This is a genomic window from Maricaulis parjimensis (assembly GCF_016817355.1).
Taxonomy (GTDB): Bacteria; Pseudomonadota; Alphaproteobacteria; order Caulobacterales; family Maricaulaceae; genus Maricaulis; species Maricaulis parjimensis.
The window spans coordinates 770,644-788,900 of the sequence record NZ_JADOTT010000001.1 but is presented as its reverse complement, the minus strand read 5'-3'; the positions used below and the strand labels follow the sequence as shown (position 1 = coordinate 788,900).

General features: G+C 63.0%; 16 protein-coding genes. 4 read left to right on the top strand and 12 right to left on the bottom strand.

Annotated features, from left to right (window positions below):
• Position 1: 1 nt before the first annotated feature.
• Positions 2-1,633: a phytoene desaturase family protein gene (locus I0K07_RS03545; protein ID WP_203291381.1), complete on the top strand. Its 1,632-nt coding sequence runs from the start codon at positions 2-4 to the stop codon at positions 1,631-1,633.
• 57 nt (positions 1,634-1,690) lie between these two features.
• Here I0K07_RS03545 and kduD read toward each other — a convergent pair whose 3' ends face one another.
• From kduD to I0K07_RS03525, 4 genes are all read right to left on the bottom strand, one after another.
• The gene (gene kduD / locus I0K07_RS03540) at positions 1,691-2,446 is read right to left on the bottom strand and encodes a 2-dehydro-3-deoxy-D-gluconate 5-dehydrogenase KduD (RefSeq protein WP_203291379.1); all 756 of its coding nucleotides are present in this window, start codon (positions 2,444-2,446) and stop codon (positions 1,691-1,693) included.
• Positions 2,447-2,478: 32 nt separating this feature from the next.
• Positions 2,479-3,117, bottom strand: coding sequence for an RpiB/LacA/LacB family sugar-phosphate isomerase (locus I0K07_RS03535; RefSeq protein WP_203291377.1), 639 nt, complete (start codon positions 3,115-3,117; stop codon positions 2,479-2,481).
• Between the two features lie 14 nt (positions 3,118-3,131).
• The gene (gene uxaC / locus I0K07_RS03530; RefSeq protein WP_203291375.1) at positions 3,132-4,556 is read right to left on the bottom strand and encodes a glucuronate isomerase; all 1,425 of its coding nucleotides are present in this window, start codon (positions 4,554-4,556) and stop codon (positions 3,132-3,134) included.
• Between the two features lie 107 nt (positions 4,557-4,663).
• Complete coding sequence (locus tag I0K07_RS03525) at positions 4,664-5,749, bottom strand: LacI family DNA-binding transcriptional regulator (RefSeq protein WP_203291365.1); 1,086 nt, start codon at positions 5,747-5,749, stop codon at positions 4,664-4,666.
• 161 nt (positions 5,750-5,910) lie between these two features.
• On the opposite strand from I0K07_RS03525, the gene I0K07_RS03520 reads away from it, so the two are divergent.
• Genes I0K07_RS03520 through I0K07_RS03510 form a run of 3 tightly spaced genes read left to right on the top strand, consistent with a single transcriptional unit; the run spans position 5,911 to position 10,041 of the window.
• A complete protein-coding gene (locus I0K07_RS03520; protein WP_203291363.1) occupies positions 5,911-7,419 on the top strand; it encodes a UxaA family hydrolase in 1,509 nt (502 codons plus the stop codon).
• A 10-nt stretch (positions 7,420-7,429) separates the two neighbouring features.
• Positions 7,430-8,494, top strand: coding sequence for a sugar kinase (locus I0K07_RS03515; RefSeq protein ID WP_203291362.1), 1,065 nt, complete (start codon positions 7,430-7,432; stop codon positions 8,492-8,494).
• Positions 8,491-10,041, top strand: coding sequence for a carboxylesterase/lipase family protein (locus I0K07_RS03510; protein ID WP_203291360.1), 1,551 nt, complete (start codon positions 8,491-8,493; stop codon positions 10,039-10,041). The genes I0K07_RS03515 and I0K07_RS03510 overlap by 4 nt, the downstream gene beginning before the upstream one ends.
• A gap of 9 nt (positions 10,042-10,050) precedes the next feature.
• On the opposite strand, the gene I0K07_RS03505 is transcribed toward I0K07_RS03510, so the two are convergent.
• The 8 genes from I0K07_RS03505 to I0K07_RS03470 all read right to left on the bottom strand — a co-directional run bounded on the left by I0K07_RS03505 (position 10,051) and on the right by I0K07_RS03470 (position 18,238).
• Positions 10,051-11,211: a dipeptidase gene (locus I0K07_RS03505; protein WP_203291358.1), complete on the bottom strand. Its 1,161-nt coding sequence runs from the start codon at positions 11,209-11,211 to the stop codon at positions 10,051-10,053.
• A gap of 112 nt (positions 11,212-11,323) precedes the next feature.
• The gene (locus I0K07_RS03500; RefSeq protein WP_203291356.1) at positions 11,324-12,670 is read right to left on the bottom strand and encodes a hypothetical protein; all 1,347 of its coding nucleotides are present in this window, start codon (positions 12,668-12,670) and stop codon (positions 11,324-11,326) included.
• Positions 12,671-12,795: 125 nt separating this feature from the next.
• Positions 12,796-14,295 carry an alkaline phosphatase gene (locus I0K07_RS03495; protein ID WP_203291355.1) on the bottom strand — a complete coding sequence of 500 codons (1,500 nt, stop codon included), beginning with the start codon at positions 14,293-14,295 and terminating at the stop codon, positions 12,796-12,798.
• A gap of 79 nt (positions 14,296-14,374) precedes the next feature.
• On the bottom strand, positions 14,375-15,232 hold the full coding sequence (locus tag I0K07_RS03490; RefSeq protein WP_203291353.1) for an ATP-binding protein: 858 nt from the start codon (positions 15,230-15,232) through the stop codon (positions 14,375-14,377).
• Complete coding sequence (locus I0K07_RS03485; RefSeq protein WP_203291351.1) at positions 15,229-16,419, bottom strand: PP2C family protein-serine/threonine phosphatase; 1,191 nt, start codon at positions 16,417-16,419, stop codon at positions 15,229-15,231. The genes I0K07_RS03490 and I0K07_RS03485 overlap by 4 nt, the downstream gene beginning before the upstream one ends.
• Position 16,420: 1 nt before the next feature.
• Positions 16,421-16,723: an STAS domain-containing protein gene (locus I0K07_RS03480; protein WP_203291349.1), complete on the bottom strand. Its 303-nt coding sequence runs from the start codon at positions 16,721-16,723 to the stop codon at positions 16,421-16,423.
• Positions 16,724-16,749: 26 nt separating this feature from the next.
• Entirely contained in the window at positions 16,750-17,076 is a 327-nt protein-coding gene (locus tag I0K07_RS03475; protein ID WP_203291347.1) for an Hpt domain-containing protein, read from the bottom strand.
• A 97-nt stretch (positions 17,077-17,173) separates the two neighbouring features.
• A complete protein-coding gene (locus tag I0K07_RS03470) occupies positions 17,174-18,238 on the bottom strand; it encodes a LacI family DNA-binding transcriptional regulator (protein ID WP_203291345.1) in 1,065 nt (354 codons plus the stop codon).
• Positions 18,239-18,257 lie beyond the last annotated feature (19 nt).

Genomic DNA, 18,257 nt, shown 5'->3' with positions numbered 1-18,257 from the left:
CATGACAGTCCCAGCAAGCACGGCCAGCGCGTCGGCCAAGACCGATATCGTCATCATCGGCGGAGGCCATAACGGCCTTGTCTGTGCCGCCTATCTGGCCAAGGCCGGCCTGTCCGTGACCGTGCTGGAGCGGCGGGAGGTGCTGGGCGGCGCTGCGGTCACAGAGGAGTTCCACCCCGGTTTTCGCAATTCTGTGGCGTCCTACACGGTCTCCCTGCTCAACCCCAAAGTCATTGCCGATCTCGACCTTCCGCGGCATGGCCTTAAAGTCGTTGAGCGAAAGGTCGGAAATTTCCTGCCGCTGGAGGATGATTACCTCCTGGCTGGCGAAGGTCTGACCCGGTCGGAAGTCGCTCGCTTTTCGGCACGCGACGCAGACCGCCTGCCGGATTATGAGGCGCGCCTGGAGGCCATCGCCGACACGCTGCGCAACCTTGTTCTGGAGACCCCGCCCAATCTGCGGGAAGACGGCTGGACCAGCGCCCTGCCCGAGCTTCTCAAAACACTCGGCCTCGGATCAAAACTGGGCAAGCTGTCCCTGACGGCCAAGCGGGATTTGCTCGACCTGTTTTCCAAGTCGGCCGGAGATTGGCTGGATGGCTGGTTCGAGAGCGCGCCGATCAAGGCCCTGTTCGGCTTTGACAGCATTGTCGGCAATTATGCCAGCCCCTACACGCCAGGCAGCGCCTATGTCCTGCTGCACCATTTGTTCGGCGAGGTGAATGGCAAGAAGGGCGCCTGGGGGCATGCGATCGGTGGCATGGGGGGGATCACCCAGGCCATGGCTGCGGCATGCCGGGAAGCCGGTGTGGTGCTGGAGACCGGAGCGGCCGTCCGTGAGGTCCTGACGGAACAAGGCCGAGCCTGCGGTGTGGAGCTGGAGGACGGACGGCAATTCGTGGCGCGGGCCGTGGTGTCCAACCTGAACCCCAAACTCCTCTTTTCCAGCCTGGTCGATCCCGGAGACCTGCCGGATGATTTCCGGGAGCGGATCGGCAATTTCCGCTGCGGCTCCGGCACCTTCCGAATGAATGTCGCCCTGTCCGGCCTGCCGCGTTTCACCTGCAAGCCCGAACCCGGTGACCATCTGACCGCCGGCATCATCATTGCCCCCAGCCTCGAATATATGGACCGCGCCTGGATGGATTCCCGCCGGGATGGCTGGTCACGCGAACCCATCGTGGAAATGCTGATCCCATCCACGCTGGACGACAGCCTTGCCCCACCCGGCCAGCATGTCGCCAGCCTGTTCTGCCAGCATGTCGCGCCGGAACTCCCCGAAGGCCGGGACTGGGATGATCATAGAGAAGAAGTCGCCGATTTGATGATCGACACGGTCGATCGCTGGGCACCGGGCTTCAGGGATCTCGTCATCGGCCGGCAGATCCATTCCCCCAAGGATCTGGAGCGCAAATTTGGCTTGGTCGGGGGCGATATTTTCCACGGCGCACTCAGTCTGGACCAGCTCTTTTCGGCCCGTCCGGTCCTGGGCCATGCCGATCATCGGTCTCCCGTGAAAGCCCTTTATCAATGCGGCTCCGGAACCCATCCGGGCGGCGGTGTCACCGGTGCGCCGGGACACAATGCGGCCCGGGAAATTCTCAAGGATTTCGGCAAGCGCATGCCGGCATAAAAAGAGGGCCGGACAGGCAAACCCTGTCCGGCCACGAGGGAAAGAAGCCTGTACGGGCTAGCGCGCCAGCCAACCGCCATCGACCGCCAGAACGGTACCCTGGACATAGTCCGCGGCAGAGGACGCCAGAAAGACGGCGGCGCCGCCCAAATCCTTCGGGTCGCCCCAGCGGCCGGCCGGAATCCGTTCGAGGATCTGCTTGTTGCGATCTTCGTCGGCCTGCAGGGCCGCGGTATTATTCGTCGCAAAATAGCCCGGGGCGATGGCATTCACATTGATACCCTTGGCCGCCCACTCATTGGCCAAGAGCTTGGTCAGGCCGGCAATCGCGCTTTTGGACGAGGTGTAGGACGCCACCCTGATCCCGCCCTGGAAAGAGAGCATGGAGGCGATGTTGATGATCTTGCCGCCTCCGGCCGGGATCATCCGCTTGGCCGCAGCCTGGCACAGAAAAAAGGCCGACTTGATGTTCACGTCCATGACGCTGTCCCAGTCGTCCTCGGTGAAGTCGATCGCGTCATTGCGGCGGATGATGCCTGCATTATTGACCAGGATATCGATGGCCCCGGCCTTCTCGACGGTCTCCGCAACCACGCCCTCGACGCAGGAGGGGTCGGAAAAATCGGCCTTCACCTCAAAGAAGCGGCGCCCCAGCGCCTCAACAGCCCGGCCGGTTTCCGCCGCGCTGGATCGCCCGGCAACCGCAATATCGGCGCCCGCCTCGGCCAGCGCCACAGCCATGCCCTGGCCCAAGCCGGTATTGCCGCCAGTGACGAGGGCGACCTTGCCTTCAAGGCTGAAGGGATTGCTCATGAATGTCTCCGTCTCTGTCGGTAGAATGCCGGTTAGGCCAGCACGCCGCGGATGTAGTCGGCGATCGCCTCGTCCTGGCAATTGGCAAAGAAATATTCCTGGAATTTCTCGCCCGCGATCGCGGCCTTGAGCAGGTCCTGATCGACCGTCTTCAGGACGGTCAGCATGTCATGGCAGGACGCCGCCTTGAGATCCGTGAGAATGCCCCGGTTCTTCGCCATGATCTCAGCGCGTTCCTTGGGGTAGCCAGCGCCGGCCTCGAACTCGAAGATCTTGCGGTAGCAATCTTGAAGGTTCAGCTCGGCCGCCCAGCCAAATCCCTTGGCATAGGGCATAGAGATGGCGTTGCCAGCATTGATCTGACCAAACAGGAAGGCATCGGTCGGGTCAATGATCAGGCCACAGAACACGCCCGGCATGGAATTGGCTGCAAGGTTGGAGCCCATCCCCGTCCCGCAACCCGTCACCACGAAGTCCGCAGCCTTGGAATTGATCAGAAGACCGGCCAGCAAACCATTCATCACATAGGTCAGCGAGGCTTTGTCCTCCGGCGAGTACATGCCGTAGTGGAAGACTTCATGACCGAGGGGTTCGGCAACGGCCTTGAGGGCATCATGAACAATGTCGCTTTTGGCGGCTTGGCTGTTTTCAATGATGAGCGCGATCTTCATGGGAGCATCCTGTCTCAATTGAGGGCGTCGAGCTTGTAGGCGCGTTTCGCCAGATTATAGGAAAGGTCGGTGATCAGGTCGGCGGCTTCGTCCTCGCCGAGGCGATGTTCCGCCACCAGGCCGGCCAGAAAGGCGCAATCCACCCGCCGCGCCATGTCATGGCGGGCCGGGATGGAGAGGAAAGCACGGGTATCGTCGTTAAAGCCGACCGTGTTGTAGAAGCCGGCTGTCTCGGTGGTGTGCCGGCGAAAGCGCATCATGCCTTCCGGACTGTCATGGAACCACCAGGCCGGGCCCAGTTTGAGGACGGGATAGTGGCCCGCCAGCGGCGCGAGTTCGCGCGAATAGCTGGTCTCGTCGAGGGTGAAGACGATGATATCGAGACCCTTTTCGCTGCCGAAACGATCCAGCAAGGGCTTGAGCGCGTGGACATAATCCGTTCGGCTTGGAATGTCGGCACCCTTGTCCCGGCCATGGCTTGCGAAGAGCGCAGCATTATGGTTGCGGAAGGAGCCGGGGTGGATCTGCATGACCAGACCGTCTTCCAGACTCATCGCCGCCATCTCGGTCAGCATCTGCGCGCGGAACAACTCGGCATCACCCTCACCACAATTACCGGATACGATCCGATCAAAAAGAGCTTCAGCGGCACCGGGGTCGAGATCAGCGGTCGCCGCCGTGGGATGCCCATGGTCCGTCGACGTCGCACCGGCCGCCATGAAGTCGACCCGGCGTTGCCGGTGGGCCGCCAGATAGCCGCGCCAGGTGAACGTGTCCTCTCCGGTCACATCGCCGAACCGTTCAAGGGAAGACCGGAAATCCTCATGATCGGCATCGACAACCGGGTCGGGCCGGTAGGCCGTCACCACGCGCCCATTCCAATCGCTCGCCGCGATTGTGTGGTGGTGATCCAGCGTGTCCGCGGGTGATTCCGTCGTCGCCAGCAACTCGATATTGAAGCGGTCAAATAGGGCGCGCGGACGGAATGCCTCCGTCTTCAAGGCCGCGTCGACTTCGTCATAGATGGCATCGGCCGAATTCTCGTCAAGCCGGGCTTCGATGCCGAACACCTCGCCCAGGACATGGTTCATCCACATCGCGGAGGGCGTTCCGCGGAACAGGTAGAAGTGCTGCGCAAACAGGCGCCAGGCTTCCCTGGGGTCCGTGTCGGGTCGCCCAGCCTTCGACGGCACACCCAACCGGTCCAGGCTTATCCCCTGGCTGTAGAGCATGCGGTACACATAGTGGTCCGGTGCCAGGAAAAGTTCCGTCGGATTGTCAAAGGCCGCATTCCCGGAAAACCAGCGCGGATCCGTATGGCCATGAGGCGAGACAATCGGAAGCGACTTCACACGGTCGTACAGCGCGCGGGCAATCGCGCGCGTAGCCGGGTCGGCCGGGAATAACCGGTCTTCGTGAAGCTGCGGGGTTGCAGGCATGAAATCAGCCCGTTTTCTGGCTTTGTCCTGCCAGGAAGGTAACCGGTGTCATTTCGAACATCAACCAGCCCGTTCAGGAATTCCGGCGGTCGATGGATCCGGTAAGGCTAGGGAGCAGCCGGAGGCGGCGCAGAACTTTCCCGCACGACCAGGCTGGGCTTGGCACGGTCATCATCCGTGTCGATATCTGCCGTAGCTGGCTGATTGATGAGTTTGGTCGAGGCCCGACGCCCCACTTCCCGGGTTGGTGTATTGACCGTCGTCAGACGCGGCCAGAGCCGTTCTGCGAGCTGAAAATTATCATAGCCGACCACAGACAATTGGGAGGGAACCGGAATGTCCAGCGAGCGCGCTGCCTGAAGGACGCCGGCCGCCATTTCATCATTCGCCGCGAAGATCGCCGTCGGGCGGTCTGCCCGGCTCAGCAGCTCACGCGCGCAGTCATAGCCGGACTCGAATGTGTAGGCGCCCTGAGCGACATTCGCCTCGTCCAGGGATACGCCGCCCTCTGCGAGACCCGCCTCGAATCCGCGGCGGCGTTCGTGTGAGGACCGGAAGGTCGGGCGCCCCGAGATGAAGCCCACCCGTTTATGACCCAGCTCAGCCAGATGGCGACCGGCCGCTTCACCGCCCAGATGGTCCCGCGTGACGATCATGTGTTCCGGCTCGTCCAGCGAGACCGACGCAATGCGGATGAACTCGCACCCGATCTCCCGGAGCACCGGCGGGATGCGTTCGTCTTCCGACACAGAGGGGGTGAGGACCACACCGAAGAGCTTCTGGCGTTCCACGAAATTCCGCAGATCGGTCAGGAAGGTCTCGCTCGCCCGGTCACAGGGGTGAACGACCAGCTCGAAACCGGTACCCCGGATCCCGTCCAGCAGACCCTGCTGCATGTTGACCACATATTGCGGGTTCGGATTGTCATAGATCATCCCGACCAGGAAGGAGCGGCGGAAAGCCAGCCCTCGCGCCTGCGGGTCCGGCGCATAGCCGATCTCGTGCATGACCCGAAGGATGGCTTCGCGCGTGTCTTCCTTCACAGCCGGCGACTTGTTGATCACCCGCGAGACGGTTTTTTTGGAGACCCCTGTCAGCCGGGCGACATCATTGATCGTGGGACGGCGGTTTCTGAATTCGTCACGCAAGGACGGTTTCGGTTCGGAATTCTCCGGATTTTCTTCGTCCGACATCCGCGACTGTCCCCCGTTCGCGCTACCATCAAAAATGTCTCCTATAGGACATTTCCTTGCTTGTCATGCTTTTAGCGCGCTCGCGCGGTCTGCGTGAATTTTCCCACTTGTCGAAAAAATGACACCGGTTACCATCAAGGCCAGACAGACGAAGAGACCCCATGACCGTAGCCGAGAAAACAGCCGTTCGGACGGCCCTCACGCTTCACCCCGACGACAATGTGGGAGTGGCGCTGGAAGATCTCAGAGCCGGCACATCCCCCGGCCCGGGATATCCGCACGTCATCAATGACATCCCCCGCGGACACAAATTCGCCCTGCGGCCGGTGCCGGCAGGGGCCGCGGTGGTCAAGTATGGTGCTCCCATCGGCGCCAGCCTCTCGGCCATCCGGCCGGGCGAACATGTGCACAGCCACAACCTGCTGTCTGCCCTGTCCGGCGAGGTCGACTATTCCGTCCCGCTGGAAGCACCTCTTCGCGGCAAACGACCGATCGAAGACAGCCATTTCATGGGATATCGGCGCTTCAATGGCCGGGTCGGTATCCGCAATGAAATATGGATCGTGGCGACGGTCGGCTGCGTCAACAAGATCGCCGAACGGATCGCCCGCATGGCAGGCAACCAGGTCCGGGGCCGGGTGGATGGCGTGCATGCTGTGACCCACCCGTTCGGTTGTTCCCAACTCGGTGACGACCTGGCCCACACCCGCGCCATCCTCGCCGGATTGGCCCAAAACCCGAATGCCGGAGGGGTCCTGCTTGTAGGGCTCGGATGCGAATCCAACCAGTATCGCGACCTGCTTGAGGCCATGCCGGACACGGATCCGTTGCGCGTCCGCGCTTTTGCCTGCCAGGACATGGGTGATGAGCTGGACGCGGGCATCACCGCCGTGTCCGACATCGCCAGCCACATGGCTGACATGGATCGCCGCGAAGCCTGCCCGGTGTCCGATCTTGTCATCGGCCTGAAATGCGGCGGTTCGGATGCTTTCTCCGGGCTGACAGCCAACCCGCTGCTTGGCCGCATCACAGACCGGCTGACCGCTTTGGGCGGCAGCGCCATCCTGACAGAAGTGCCGGAAATGTTCGGGGCAGAGCACCTGCTCATGCAGCGGGCTGCCAATCCGGGCGTCCAATCGCGCATCGGCCAGATGATGAACAGGTTCAAGCGCTATTTCCTGGACCATGGCGAAGTCGTCCACGCCAATCCCTCGCCGGGCAATATCGAAGGCGGGATTACCACGCTGGAAGAGAAATCCCTCGGCGCCGTTCAAAAAGCCGGCACGGCGAGCGTGACGGATGTGCTGGCCTATGGCGGGCGGGTCCGCACGACGGGGGTCACCCTGCTGGAAGCGCCCGGCAATGATGCGGTTTCGACCACGGCCATGGCCGCGGCCGGCGCCAATCTTGTCCTGTTCACGACCGGCCGGGGCACGCCGCTGGGCACAGCGGTGCCAACCCTGAAGCTATCGACCCAGTCCGACCTCGCTGAACGCAAGCCGCACTGGATTGATTTCGATGCCGGGCCGGTGGCATCGGGCGAAAGTCTGGATGCCGCCGCGGACCGGCTCTGGCAGCTTATCCTGGACACAGCCTCAGGCCGACGGGCCCGCAACGAACTCTATGACGAACGCGAAATTGCCCTCTGGAAGGGCGGCGTCACCCTCTAGGCCAGAAACGATGAGCGAAACCCCACTCCCCTTCCGGCCGGAAGCCGATTGCCAATGGGATATCCTCGCCCTGGGCGAGGTCATGCTACGCTTGGATCCGGGTGAGAACCGCATTCGCAACACCCGCAATTTCCAGGTCTGGGAAGGCGGCGGCGAGTACAATCTGGCGAGAGCGGCGCGAAAATGTTTCGGGTTGAGGGCCAGTATTGCGACCGCCTTGCCGCGCAATGATATCGGCGCATTGACCGAGGACCTTATCCTCCAGGGCGGGGTCGACACATCCAACATCATCTGGCGGGATTTTGACGGGATCGGACGCAATACCCGGGTCGGGCTGAACTTCGTGGAACGCGGATTCGGGATTCGCCCGGCCCTGGGCGTCTCCGACCGCGGACATTCAGCCGCCTCGCAGATCCAGCCCGGCGAAATCGACTGGGACCAGATTTTCGGTCAGTGCGGCGTCCGCTGGTTCCATACCGGCGGCATTTTTGCAGCGCTGTCGGACAACACGACCGCCGTCACACTGGAGGCCATCGAGGCGGCCCATCGGCATGGCACCCTGGTCTCCTATGACCTCAACTACCGGCCTTCCCTGTGGGCCGAGCGTGGCGGTTCGGACGGGGCCCGCGAACTCAACCGGCGCATCGCAGCGCATGTCGACATCCTGTTCGGCGCTGATGGTCTGGGCACACCGGCTGTCACCGGCACGCCGCGAGACATAATCGACAGCGTCCGGACCGACTTCCCCAATCTGAAAGTCATCGCAACCACGACCCGCAAGGCGCACACGGCCAACATCAATGACTGGCAGGGCTTTCTCTGGGCTGGCGGCGACCGGCTGCATGCCTCACGGGCCCATGACGGGCTGGACATTTTCGATCGCGTCGGTGGCGGCGACGCCTTCGCATCCGGCATTGCCTACGGGCTTCTGACCGGCAAACCCCACGCCACCACGGTCGAGTACGGCACGGTTCACGGTGCCCTCGCCATGACGACGCCTGGTGATGCCTCCATGGCCTCCCTGGCAGAAGTCGAACGTGCGCTCGACAATCAGGATGCAGGAGTGATCCGATGACCCCGACCCGTCGCACCCTTCTCGCCGGCACCGGCGCGGCCATACTGGCCACATCGACAGCCGGCGCCCGAACCCGGACCGATCCGGTGGTCTCGACGAGCCATGGCCTCGTCAGCGGCGTCATCAGCCAAGGCATCCATCGGTTTCTCGGTATCCGTTACGGCGCCGACACGGCAGCTGCCCGCTTCCGCGCACCGCGCCGGCCGGAAGCCTGGTCGGACATCGCCCCCGCAACAGAATACGGCGCGGCCTGCCCGCAACGCGGCCGCGAGCCCAACCAGTCCGAAGACTGCCTGTTTCTCAATGTCTGGACACCGGGACTGGAAGAGGCGGCCCGCCGGCCGGTCATGGTCTATTTCCATGGCGGCGCCTATGCGACCGGGTCCGGCTCGCACCCGCTCTATGACGGGACACGTCTGGCGACACGTGGCGATGTCGTTGTGGTTACGGTGAACCACCGGCTCAACGCCTTCGGCTATCTCTACCTTCAACGGCTGCTCGGCCCCGACTTCGCCCAGTCCGGCAATGCCGGCCAGCTGGACCTGATCCTCGCCCTGCACTGGGTGCGCGAGAACATCGCCCGCTTCGGCGGGGATCCGGACCGGGTCATGGTGTTCGGGCAATCCGGCGGAGGCGCCAAGATCGCCAGCCTGATGGCGACACCGGCGGCTGAAGGCCTGTTCCATCGCGCAGCCAGCATGAGCGGTCAGCAGGTCACCGCCTCAGGTCCGGCCAATGCGACGGCGCGAACCCGCGCCTTCCTGGCGGAACTGGGACTGGATGACTCGTCTGCGGACCAGCTTCTGGACATGCCGGCCGAGGCCCTGGTCGAAGCTCTCTCGGCTTCAGATCCGGTCCTGCCCTATGGCTCTGTCTATTTCGGGCCGGTGAAGGATGATGCGGTGATGCCACGTCACCCCTTCTATCCTGACGCGGCACCGCAATCCCTGCACATTCCCATGATCATCGGGAATACGCATGACGAAACCCGCGCCTTCCTGCGCGGTGAGCGCTACGAAAATATCAGCTGGGAAGCCCTGCCGGAACTGCTGATCCCGAACATGCGGGTGGACATCCGTCCGGAGACCGTGATCGCCCGCTATCGCGAACTCTACCCCCAGCGCACACCGGAGGAGGTGTTCTACACCGCAACCACGGCCGCACGGTCCTGGAGGGCGGCGGTGATCGAAGCGGAAGAACGGGCCAAGGCGGGGGCGCCTGCCTATGTCTACCAGATGGATTGGGGCAACCCCCATGCGCCGCACACGTTTGATATCCCACTGGCTTTTGACAATACGGCGGTTGAAGGCAGCCTGACGGGGGATGGCGAAACGGCTCGCAATATGGCGGCCCTGCTGAGCGAGGCCTTCATCGCCCTGGCGCGCACAGGCTCACCCCAGCATACGGCTCTGCCCGACTGGCAGCCCTACACGATGGAACACCGCGAAACCCTGGTCTTCGACTGGCCGCCGCGCATGGAGAACGATCCGCGCGGCGCCGAGCGGGAATTGTTCGCCAGCGTACCCTATGTCCAGCCAGGCACCTGATAGGAAACGCTATTCCGGCAGGTTCTCGCGGAAGAATTCGATCAGGTTTTCGCCCATAACCGCGCGGACATCCGCTTCGCCCAAACCGGCCGCCAGTAGGCGGTCCGTCAGGACAGCGTATTCGGAGGCATCAAACGTCGTGGTGATAGTCCCGTCATAGTCCGAGCCCAGTGCGACATGCTCCACGCCGACCAGATCAATGGCGGCGAGAATGGCGGAAGCGACACCGGCGGGACTGTCATCGCATGTGACGTCATCCCAGAAACCGATCCCGATCAACCCGCCTTCTGCTGCGATGGCTTGCATCAGATCATCCGGAATATTCCGCGTCACCGGACAGTGCGAATGGATGCCGGTATGGGAGACGATGAGCGGCCGGTCCGTCATCGCGAGGACATCCCGAACGACCTGCGGCGAGGAGTGCGCGACATCGATGATGAAGCCCTGCTCAATGAGAGCCGGCACAGCCTGACGGCCGAATTCGGAAAGCCCGGCCCCGCTGAGGCCGTGCAAGGAACCGCCCAGCTCATTGTCGAAGAAATGCTGCAGGCCCACCATGCGATATCCCGCATCCCACAGGGGGAGAATATTCGCCAAATCCCCTTCCAGAGGATGTGCGCCCTCGGTCGCCAACAGGCCCGCCAGGGCATCAGGTTGGGACTCCCGGGCGGTCAAAAGAGTATCAAGATCGGTCCGCGAGCGTATCACGGTGAAATCATCATCACGGTCAGCGAGACGATTCAGGCGATCGGCATGGTAGAGCGCGCGATTGCGGATCGACCCCCAAGTGTCGACCGGCCAGCGCTGGGCAATCGCAAGCGGGGTGATGTTGTCACTATCCGCCGAATTGGCCTCGTAATTCATCGAGGACGGGGTCTTGGTGACACTCGCAAAAACCTGGAGCGCGACACGGCCTTCGCGCAGGCGCGGCAGGTCGGTATGGCCCCGATCATGGCGGCGTGACGGATCGCGCATCCAGAGCAGCATGTCGGAATGCAGGTCGGCCACACGCAGATCGTCATGCAGGGCCTGCGCCTCGGCGGAGATGGCATAGGGCGCATGCGGCAGGACGAGATTGCGACCGGCATCGATCCGGACCGGAATGATGTAGAAGAAGGCAATGCCGGCCAGGGTCAGCAACCCGGCCAGGATGATTCCGAAAATACGCATGCGACCGCCCCGTTTGGTGAGTTTCTTGGGCAAAGGGGTAGCGCGCTTTCAGCCAACAAAAAAGGACCGCCAGCGCCGCTGGCGGTCCTTCCGGTTTTCGTCGGGCGAAATCCTATTCGCTGTAGAGCTCGGAAATCGACAGGGAGGCATTCAGATTCTGGCCCTGGCGGTAGGACCCGATCCAGATGTCATAGGTGCCGGCTGCCGGATTGTGGAAGGTCAGCGCCGGGTTGAGACCGGAATTGCCGCCATCATCATTGCAGTGCCAATTGCCGTTGGGATCATTGACCAGGATGGTCGTGTCACCGCTGGAGGCAGCCGACAGGATCAGCGGCAGCGAACCCGGCGAGAAGGTCAGTTCGAAATCAGGTGCTGCAGAGACCCAGCCCGAACATCCGCTGCGGACTTCGGAGGCCTGGTGCGTGCCGCCAGAGACAATGTCCACCCGATACGGATCCGGCGTGAAGCCACCGCGCAGGGAGACGCTGCCGAAATTGGCCGGCAGGGACCAGTCGATCCGGCCGTAGGAGCCACCGCCCCCACCACCGCCGCCACCGGAGGTGCGGCCCAGTTCGGAAATGGACAGGGTGGCGTTGATATTGCGGCCTTCGCTGTAGGAACCGACCCAGATGTCATAGGTGCCCGATGCCGGGTTGGAGAAGGTCAGGAGCGGATTGAGGCCTTCGCCACCATCATCATTGCAGTACCAATTGCCATTCGGATCATTCACCAGAAGCGTGGTGTCACCGCTGGCCATGGCTGCAATGGTCAGGGGCAGGGAGCCAGCCGAGAAGGACAGTTCAAAGTCCGGAGCCCCGGAGACCCAGCCGCGGCAGGAGGAGTCAATGCTGGAAGCGGCATAGGCGCCACCGGAAACGACATTCACCGTGTACGGGTCCGGCGCGAAGCCGCCGCGCAGGGAGGCGCTGCCGAAATTGGCCGGCAGGGACCAGTCGATCCCGCCATAGGAATTGCCGCCCCCGCTCGGAGAACCGCCCGCCAGGCCCAGTTCGGAAATGGACAGGGTGGCGCTGGCATAATCACCTTCGCGATAGGAGCCGACCCAGATGTCGTACCGGCCGGACCGCGGATTGGTGAAGGTGATGGACGGGTTGAGGCCTTCACCACTGTCATCATCGCAATACCAGTTTGTGCTGGGACCGTTGATGACAAGCGTGGTGTCGGAGTTCGACACCGCACCGATGGTCAGGTCAAAGGTCGAGCCGGCCTCGTAATAAAGCGAAAAATCGGGCGCATTGGCGATCCAGCCGCGGCAGCTGCTCGAAATATTGCTGGCCGCGCGGACGCCGCCGGAGGTCAGCTGGACATTATAGGGGTCCGGCGCGAAGCCAGAGCTCAGATTGACGCTGCCATAGGATGGTGTCGCGCTGTAATCCTGCGCCATGGCCGGCACGGACACGGCTGCAACGGAAACAAGGGCTGCCAGTAAACTTCTCATCTCAGGACCCCTCCCAGAGCCTGCCTGACCGGTCGGGATCGCCCCCTGCGATCCGCACCTTCCGGTCCAGCATGAGAAGATTAGACGAAGGACCCGCTGAACCCTAGCTGAACAGCAAGATATTTCTATTCCTGCGACGATTCGCCCGAGTCACCGGCATCTCTCTGCCAACCCAGCGCACCCTGGATCAGATGAAAGATCGTGTTCTGCTCAAGCGAGCCGGAGAACCAGTGCGAGCGCGGCCCCGTCGCATAGAGGGCAACATCTGCGCCGGAATGGGTCTCGTCTTCCAGCCCCACCAGAACTTCCTGACGATAATCCGGATGCACCGTATCGGCCTCGTCCAGGGCCGGACTGTCCGGCGTGCGCACATTCGAGCCATTGCGATAGCCCAAGGTCGTATAGGGGCGTCCCGTCACATCGAGGGTCAGCTCCGGCTCACTGCCCGGCCGGAAAGGATTGGACCGGCGCACAAGACCGAGGATCGGATTGCCGCGCGCCGGATAACCGGCAAAGGTCATGGTGTGACCATGGTCTGCGGTGATGATGACCAGGGTTTCGTCCAAGTCGACATGGTCGAGAGCCGTGGTGATCGCCGCATTGAAGGCTTCCATGTCTGTCAGGGCCCGATAGGCATTGGTGATGTGATGGGCATGATCAACGCGCCCGGCCTCGACCATGAGAACATAGCCATCGGGATTGCGGGACAGACGGTCGATCGCAAAGCGCGTCATCTCGGCGAGTGAGGGCTCGTCGGTTGCCGCGCGATCCGCCTCGTAAGACATGTGATCATCATTGAACAGGCCAAGGACCGGCGCATCATCATCGGCCGCAACAGCCATGAGCGCCGTACGGTCTTGCACAACGATACCCGACCATTCAGCCGTGAGGTCCCGGCCATCTTCGCGCTCGCCGCCCGCTCCGTCCGGCAGGAAATTACGGCGGCCGCCGCCCATGGCGACCTCGATCCCGTCACCTTCGGCAAAGGCAATCAGCTGGGACGCAATGTCCTGGCAACCCGCGTCCCGCGCCATCTCCGGCAGGTCCGCATCACTTTCCCAATTGCGGCTGAGACTGTGGGCATACATCGTCGCCGGTGTGGCATGGGTCAGACGGGCCGTGCTGACCACACCGGTCGCCAGGCCCCGGCGCTCAGCGAGTTCGGCCAGCGAGGACGGAAAACGGGCGCCTGGCGCACAAGCCTCGAAACCCTGGCTCGCCAAGACACTCACAGCGCCGGTCCGCGTCTTGAAACCGGTCACCAGGGCTGTGGCCGTACTGGCGGAATCCGCGACCTGGGCGTCGGTGTTATAGGTCCGGACCAGAGCCGTCTGGTCAAACCCCTCAAAGACGTACGTCTGGCTCTCCCCTGCGCCGGTGTGTTCGCCGAGAAAGATTCGACCGGCGGAAATGGTCGGAATACTCATCCCGTCGGCGATGAAGAGAATGACATTGCGCGCTTGTTGCGGCCGGACCTCGACGGCCTGACGGCGAACGGCCTCGGCCTGCGCCCGTTCCCAGCTGTCCTGACTGGCCGTCATCGGATCGGGCTGCGCCAGCGCAGCCGGGGCCAGAACACTCGGGACCAGGGCCGCCAGGGCCCAGCGGGACAGGAATTTCAACACGGCAACATCCTCACATCATGCGTCAGGCTTGGCCTAATGCCCGTGCCGCCGGATTTCCAATGAAAGTTTCGCGTCGCCGTCAGGCTTGTGCAGTCTGCCCGTCCAGAAGGATGGTCGCCTCGACCAGATTGCCGCTACCCAGATAGGTCACGGAGGCGAAAGACAGGGAACGGGCCAAGGCCACGCCGCGCCCGCGATAGCCGGTCGTGGCCCCCTCTTCAGCATCAAGCGCGGAATGATCAAAACCCTCCCCATCATCCTGGATGGTCAGGGAAATCATGCGGCGGCCCCGCTTGAAATTGACGATGACGCGCCGGTGCGCGTACCGCGGATCGGCGAGACGTTTTTCAACCTCGGCCCGCCATTCCCCGGTCAGGAGAAGGTCCTGTTTCTCCTGGGCCCCGATTTCCAGATTGCCGTGCTCGACCGCATTCACCAGCAATTCCTGGAGGCCGACGGCCACCAGATCCGAATTCGGGCAGGCCAGGGCCAGCATGGTGGCGAGATTGCGCGCTTCTTCCAGCGTCCGGAACTCGAACTGGCCGGACATGATGGTCCCGACCGCCGACCGGCGCGACGCCACATCCGATCGCAAGCCAGCGACTTCCTCCTGGAAATCCCGGGCGATCCGGACGATTGCGACCAGGGTCGCCGGATCGACATCCGGCGTCAGGATGAAATCCGCTTCGCCGGCGGCATCCGGGCGCGGCGTGATCAATACCGACTGGAAGGAGTCCGCCGCCTTGCCATGCGCCAGAGCAATCGCGTGGGCATGTTCCTGATCCGCCACGACAATGCCGATCTCGCTGCCGGCCGGCATATCCGGACCGGCGGTCACGCGGTCTCCGGCTTCGCTCTCCAGCACGCTGACGAGGGTTTGGGCCAGCTTACCGGGCGTCAAAGCCAGCCAGATGCGGTCCTTGCGATGCCGGGTCATGCCTGAACCTCCATCAGCATCCAGGTCAGATCATCATGCAAGGGCGCATCCGGGGCGCCGAACAAACGGCTCAAGAGATTGTCGGCAAAATTTCCGGTGTGGGGCAAAACGGTCCGGACTGCGTCTGCCAGCGCATCCGCCTCGAGCGAGGCGTCAGGATTGTCAAAATTCTCGTAGAGCGCATCGCTGTAAACGAACAGGCGATCACCTTCACCCAGCGGGCATTCACGCACCGGATACTCCGCGCGGGCATTGCATCCAAGCAGGACGCCGGAGCCATCCAGGGCTGTCCAATTCCCTTCCGCGCTGAAGTGAAGCGGCGGTGGCGCACCGGCCGCCGCGTACTTCAAGCTCCGGGCCGGTATATCCACCAGACCGTAGAATGCCGTCGCGAACTGCTCCACCGGCAGCATGTCCACCAGCATCAGGTTGAGCGTGCGCATCCAGGCGTCCGGCCGGGATCCCAGATCCGACATCCGCCCTGCCAGCATATGAACCCGGAAGGCATTGATGGCGGCCGACACGCCGTGTCCCGACAAGTCCACCATGAAGAGGCCGAAGCGCGTGGCATCGACCGGAAACACCTGCCAGAGATCTCCTCCAAGCGTGTTCGACGCCCGGTAGAAGGTGGACAAACTCGCGCGGCGCGGCGCGACGATTGCTTCGACATCCGCCTCGGTCATCAGCAGGGAGTGCTGCATGGCCTGGGCAACGCGCAGGTCCTCCTCCATGCGATGCCGATAGACCTGGAGGTTGGACATGAGGCGCCGGCGTTCCAGGTGGAGGCGTACACGTGACACCAGCTCGCCGGCATCGATCGGCTTGGACACGATGTCCGACGCGCCCGCTTCGAAAGCGTGCAGCCGGTAATCAGCATCCTGCATGCCGGTCTGCATCAGGACCGGCATATCCCGATGAAAGTCCCGCCGGATACGGCGGCAGACTTCGAACCCGTCCATGCCGGGCATGACGATATCAAGCACGACCATGTCCGGCAGGGCCTCGGAGAGGCTCGCCAGTGCCGACGCACCGTCCTCGGCAAAATGCAGATTGTGGAAGCCGGCCGATTTGAGAAGCTGGGCGATCAGAAGACGCGAGGAATCCAGATCATCAACGATGAGAATGCGGGCCGCATGAATGACCCCGTCATCGGCGTCTCTCGCCCCGTCATCGCTGTGCCCGGTCATCTCAGTCGATCGGGATGAGCTGTTCCAGCCGCGACAATTCCACGACTTTGGCGACATGTCCTGTCACACCCCGCAAGCGCAGGGTCTTGTCCTGTTTGGTCGCCCGGTCATTGGCCAGCAGCAGCATGCCGATCCCGGCACTGTCGATCATGGTCAGGCCGGACAGGTCGAGAATGGCGGTGGAGACGTTCGCATCAACAATCGCCGTGACCACGCCCCGGAATGTCTCGTGATCATCAAATGTCAGGACACCGTTCAGAGTGACGATGACCGCATCCGCTTCGGTCTGTGCCTTGAAATCCATGCCGGCCTCCTTTCACCGCCTGAGTGTCACGCAGCCTCGAGCTGGCGAACAGACCCTTCCAGCACGGCGGTCAATTCAGCGGCATGCTGGTCATTGCCACGCTCAAGCTCTGCGGCCAGGGCCGCCAGGCGCTTGAGGCCGATATTCGACGCAGCCCCCTTGAGCGCATGCGCCATCGCCCGGGCTTCCCCGTCATCCCCGCCGGAATGGGCCGTGCCATAGGTTTCCACCAGGCGCGACAGGTCGGCAACGAACTGCCCCTTCATGTCATCGAAGACGGGTTTGCCGACAGCGGCGACCAGCGTCGACACCGCCGCCATGTCCAGTTCCGGCTGGTCCTGCCATTCACTCATGCCGTGCACTCCCCCATGCCGAACCTGTCAGAAGACGCATGTCCTGATCCGTCCGCCAATCTAGTCGGGCGACTCCCTGCGCCGCAAGGGGAACGCGCTAGCCGCCCGCAGGCGGCGGTGCCGAAGAGTCGCGCACAATCAGCTCCGAGCGGATCTCCCGGCGGGCTTCACCGGCTGCGTCATCACCGGAGCGCTGCCGGTCCAGACGGTCAGCGAGCATCTCGATCGCCTCGGCCGCCATGGTCGCGATCGGCTGGCGGACCGTGGTGAGCTGCGGCCAGATCGCCGTGGCTGTCTGGGTATCGTCAAACCCGACCACAGTGAGATCGCCGGGAATATCAAGCTGATGGCGATGGCCCATGGCGATGGCCGCCACGGCCATATCGTCATTGGAGGCAAAGATCGCCGTCGGGCGCGGTTCGGCCGACAACAGCGCATCAGCGGCCTCCAGACCGGACCGGTAGGTGAACTCGCCCGGAGCGATCAAGGCGGGATCGAGCTCCAGCCCGGCCGCCTTCATGGCATCGCAATACCCGTCAAAACGCGTGCGGCTGGCGCCATGGGTTTCCGGTCCCCGGATGAAAGCGATCCGGCGATGACCCAGTTCCAGCAAATATTCCGTCATCCGCTGCGAGGCTGTGCGGTCATCGGTCACGATGCAGGGCGACGTCTCGCGGGACGTGTCCGGGGAAATCCGGACATGCGGGAGATTGGCAGCATCGACAGCGGCCAGGACAGCTTCATTGTCGCAAACCGGCGGCGGAATGATGACACCGTCGAAATTGGACGTGCGCAGCATGTCGCCGATGGCGCTTTCCCAGTCCTGCTCGGCGGCGCCACAGCTCTCCACCATCAAATGATAGCCCGCCTTGCGGCAGCGGTTCAGCGCCCCGATCAGAAGCTCGCTGATATAGCCGGCACTGGGATTATCGTAGAGAAGACCGATGAAATAGGTGTTCGCGCGCGCCAGATTCCGGGCCGAGAGATTGGGTCGGTAATTGAGCTCACGGATCGCTTCCTGCACGCGCTCACGCGTCGCCTCGCGCACATTCGGCTCGGCATTGAGCACGCGGGACACGGTCATGGCCGACACGCCGGCATGCTGGGCGACGTCCTTGATGGTGGCGCCCGATTGCTTGTTGGCCCGTGTTTTCACGCTCATGGTCAGAGGCGTTCCGGCT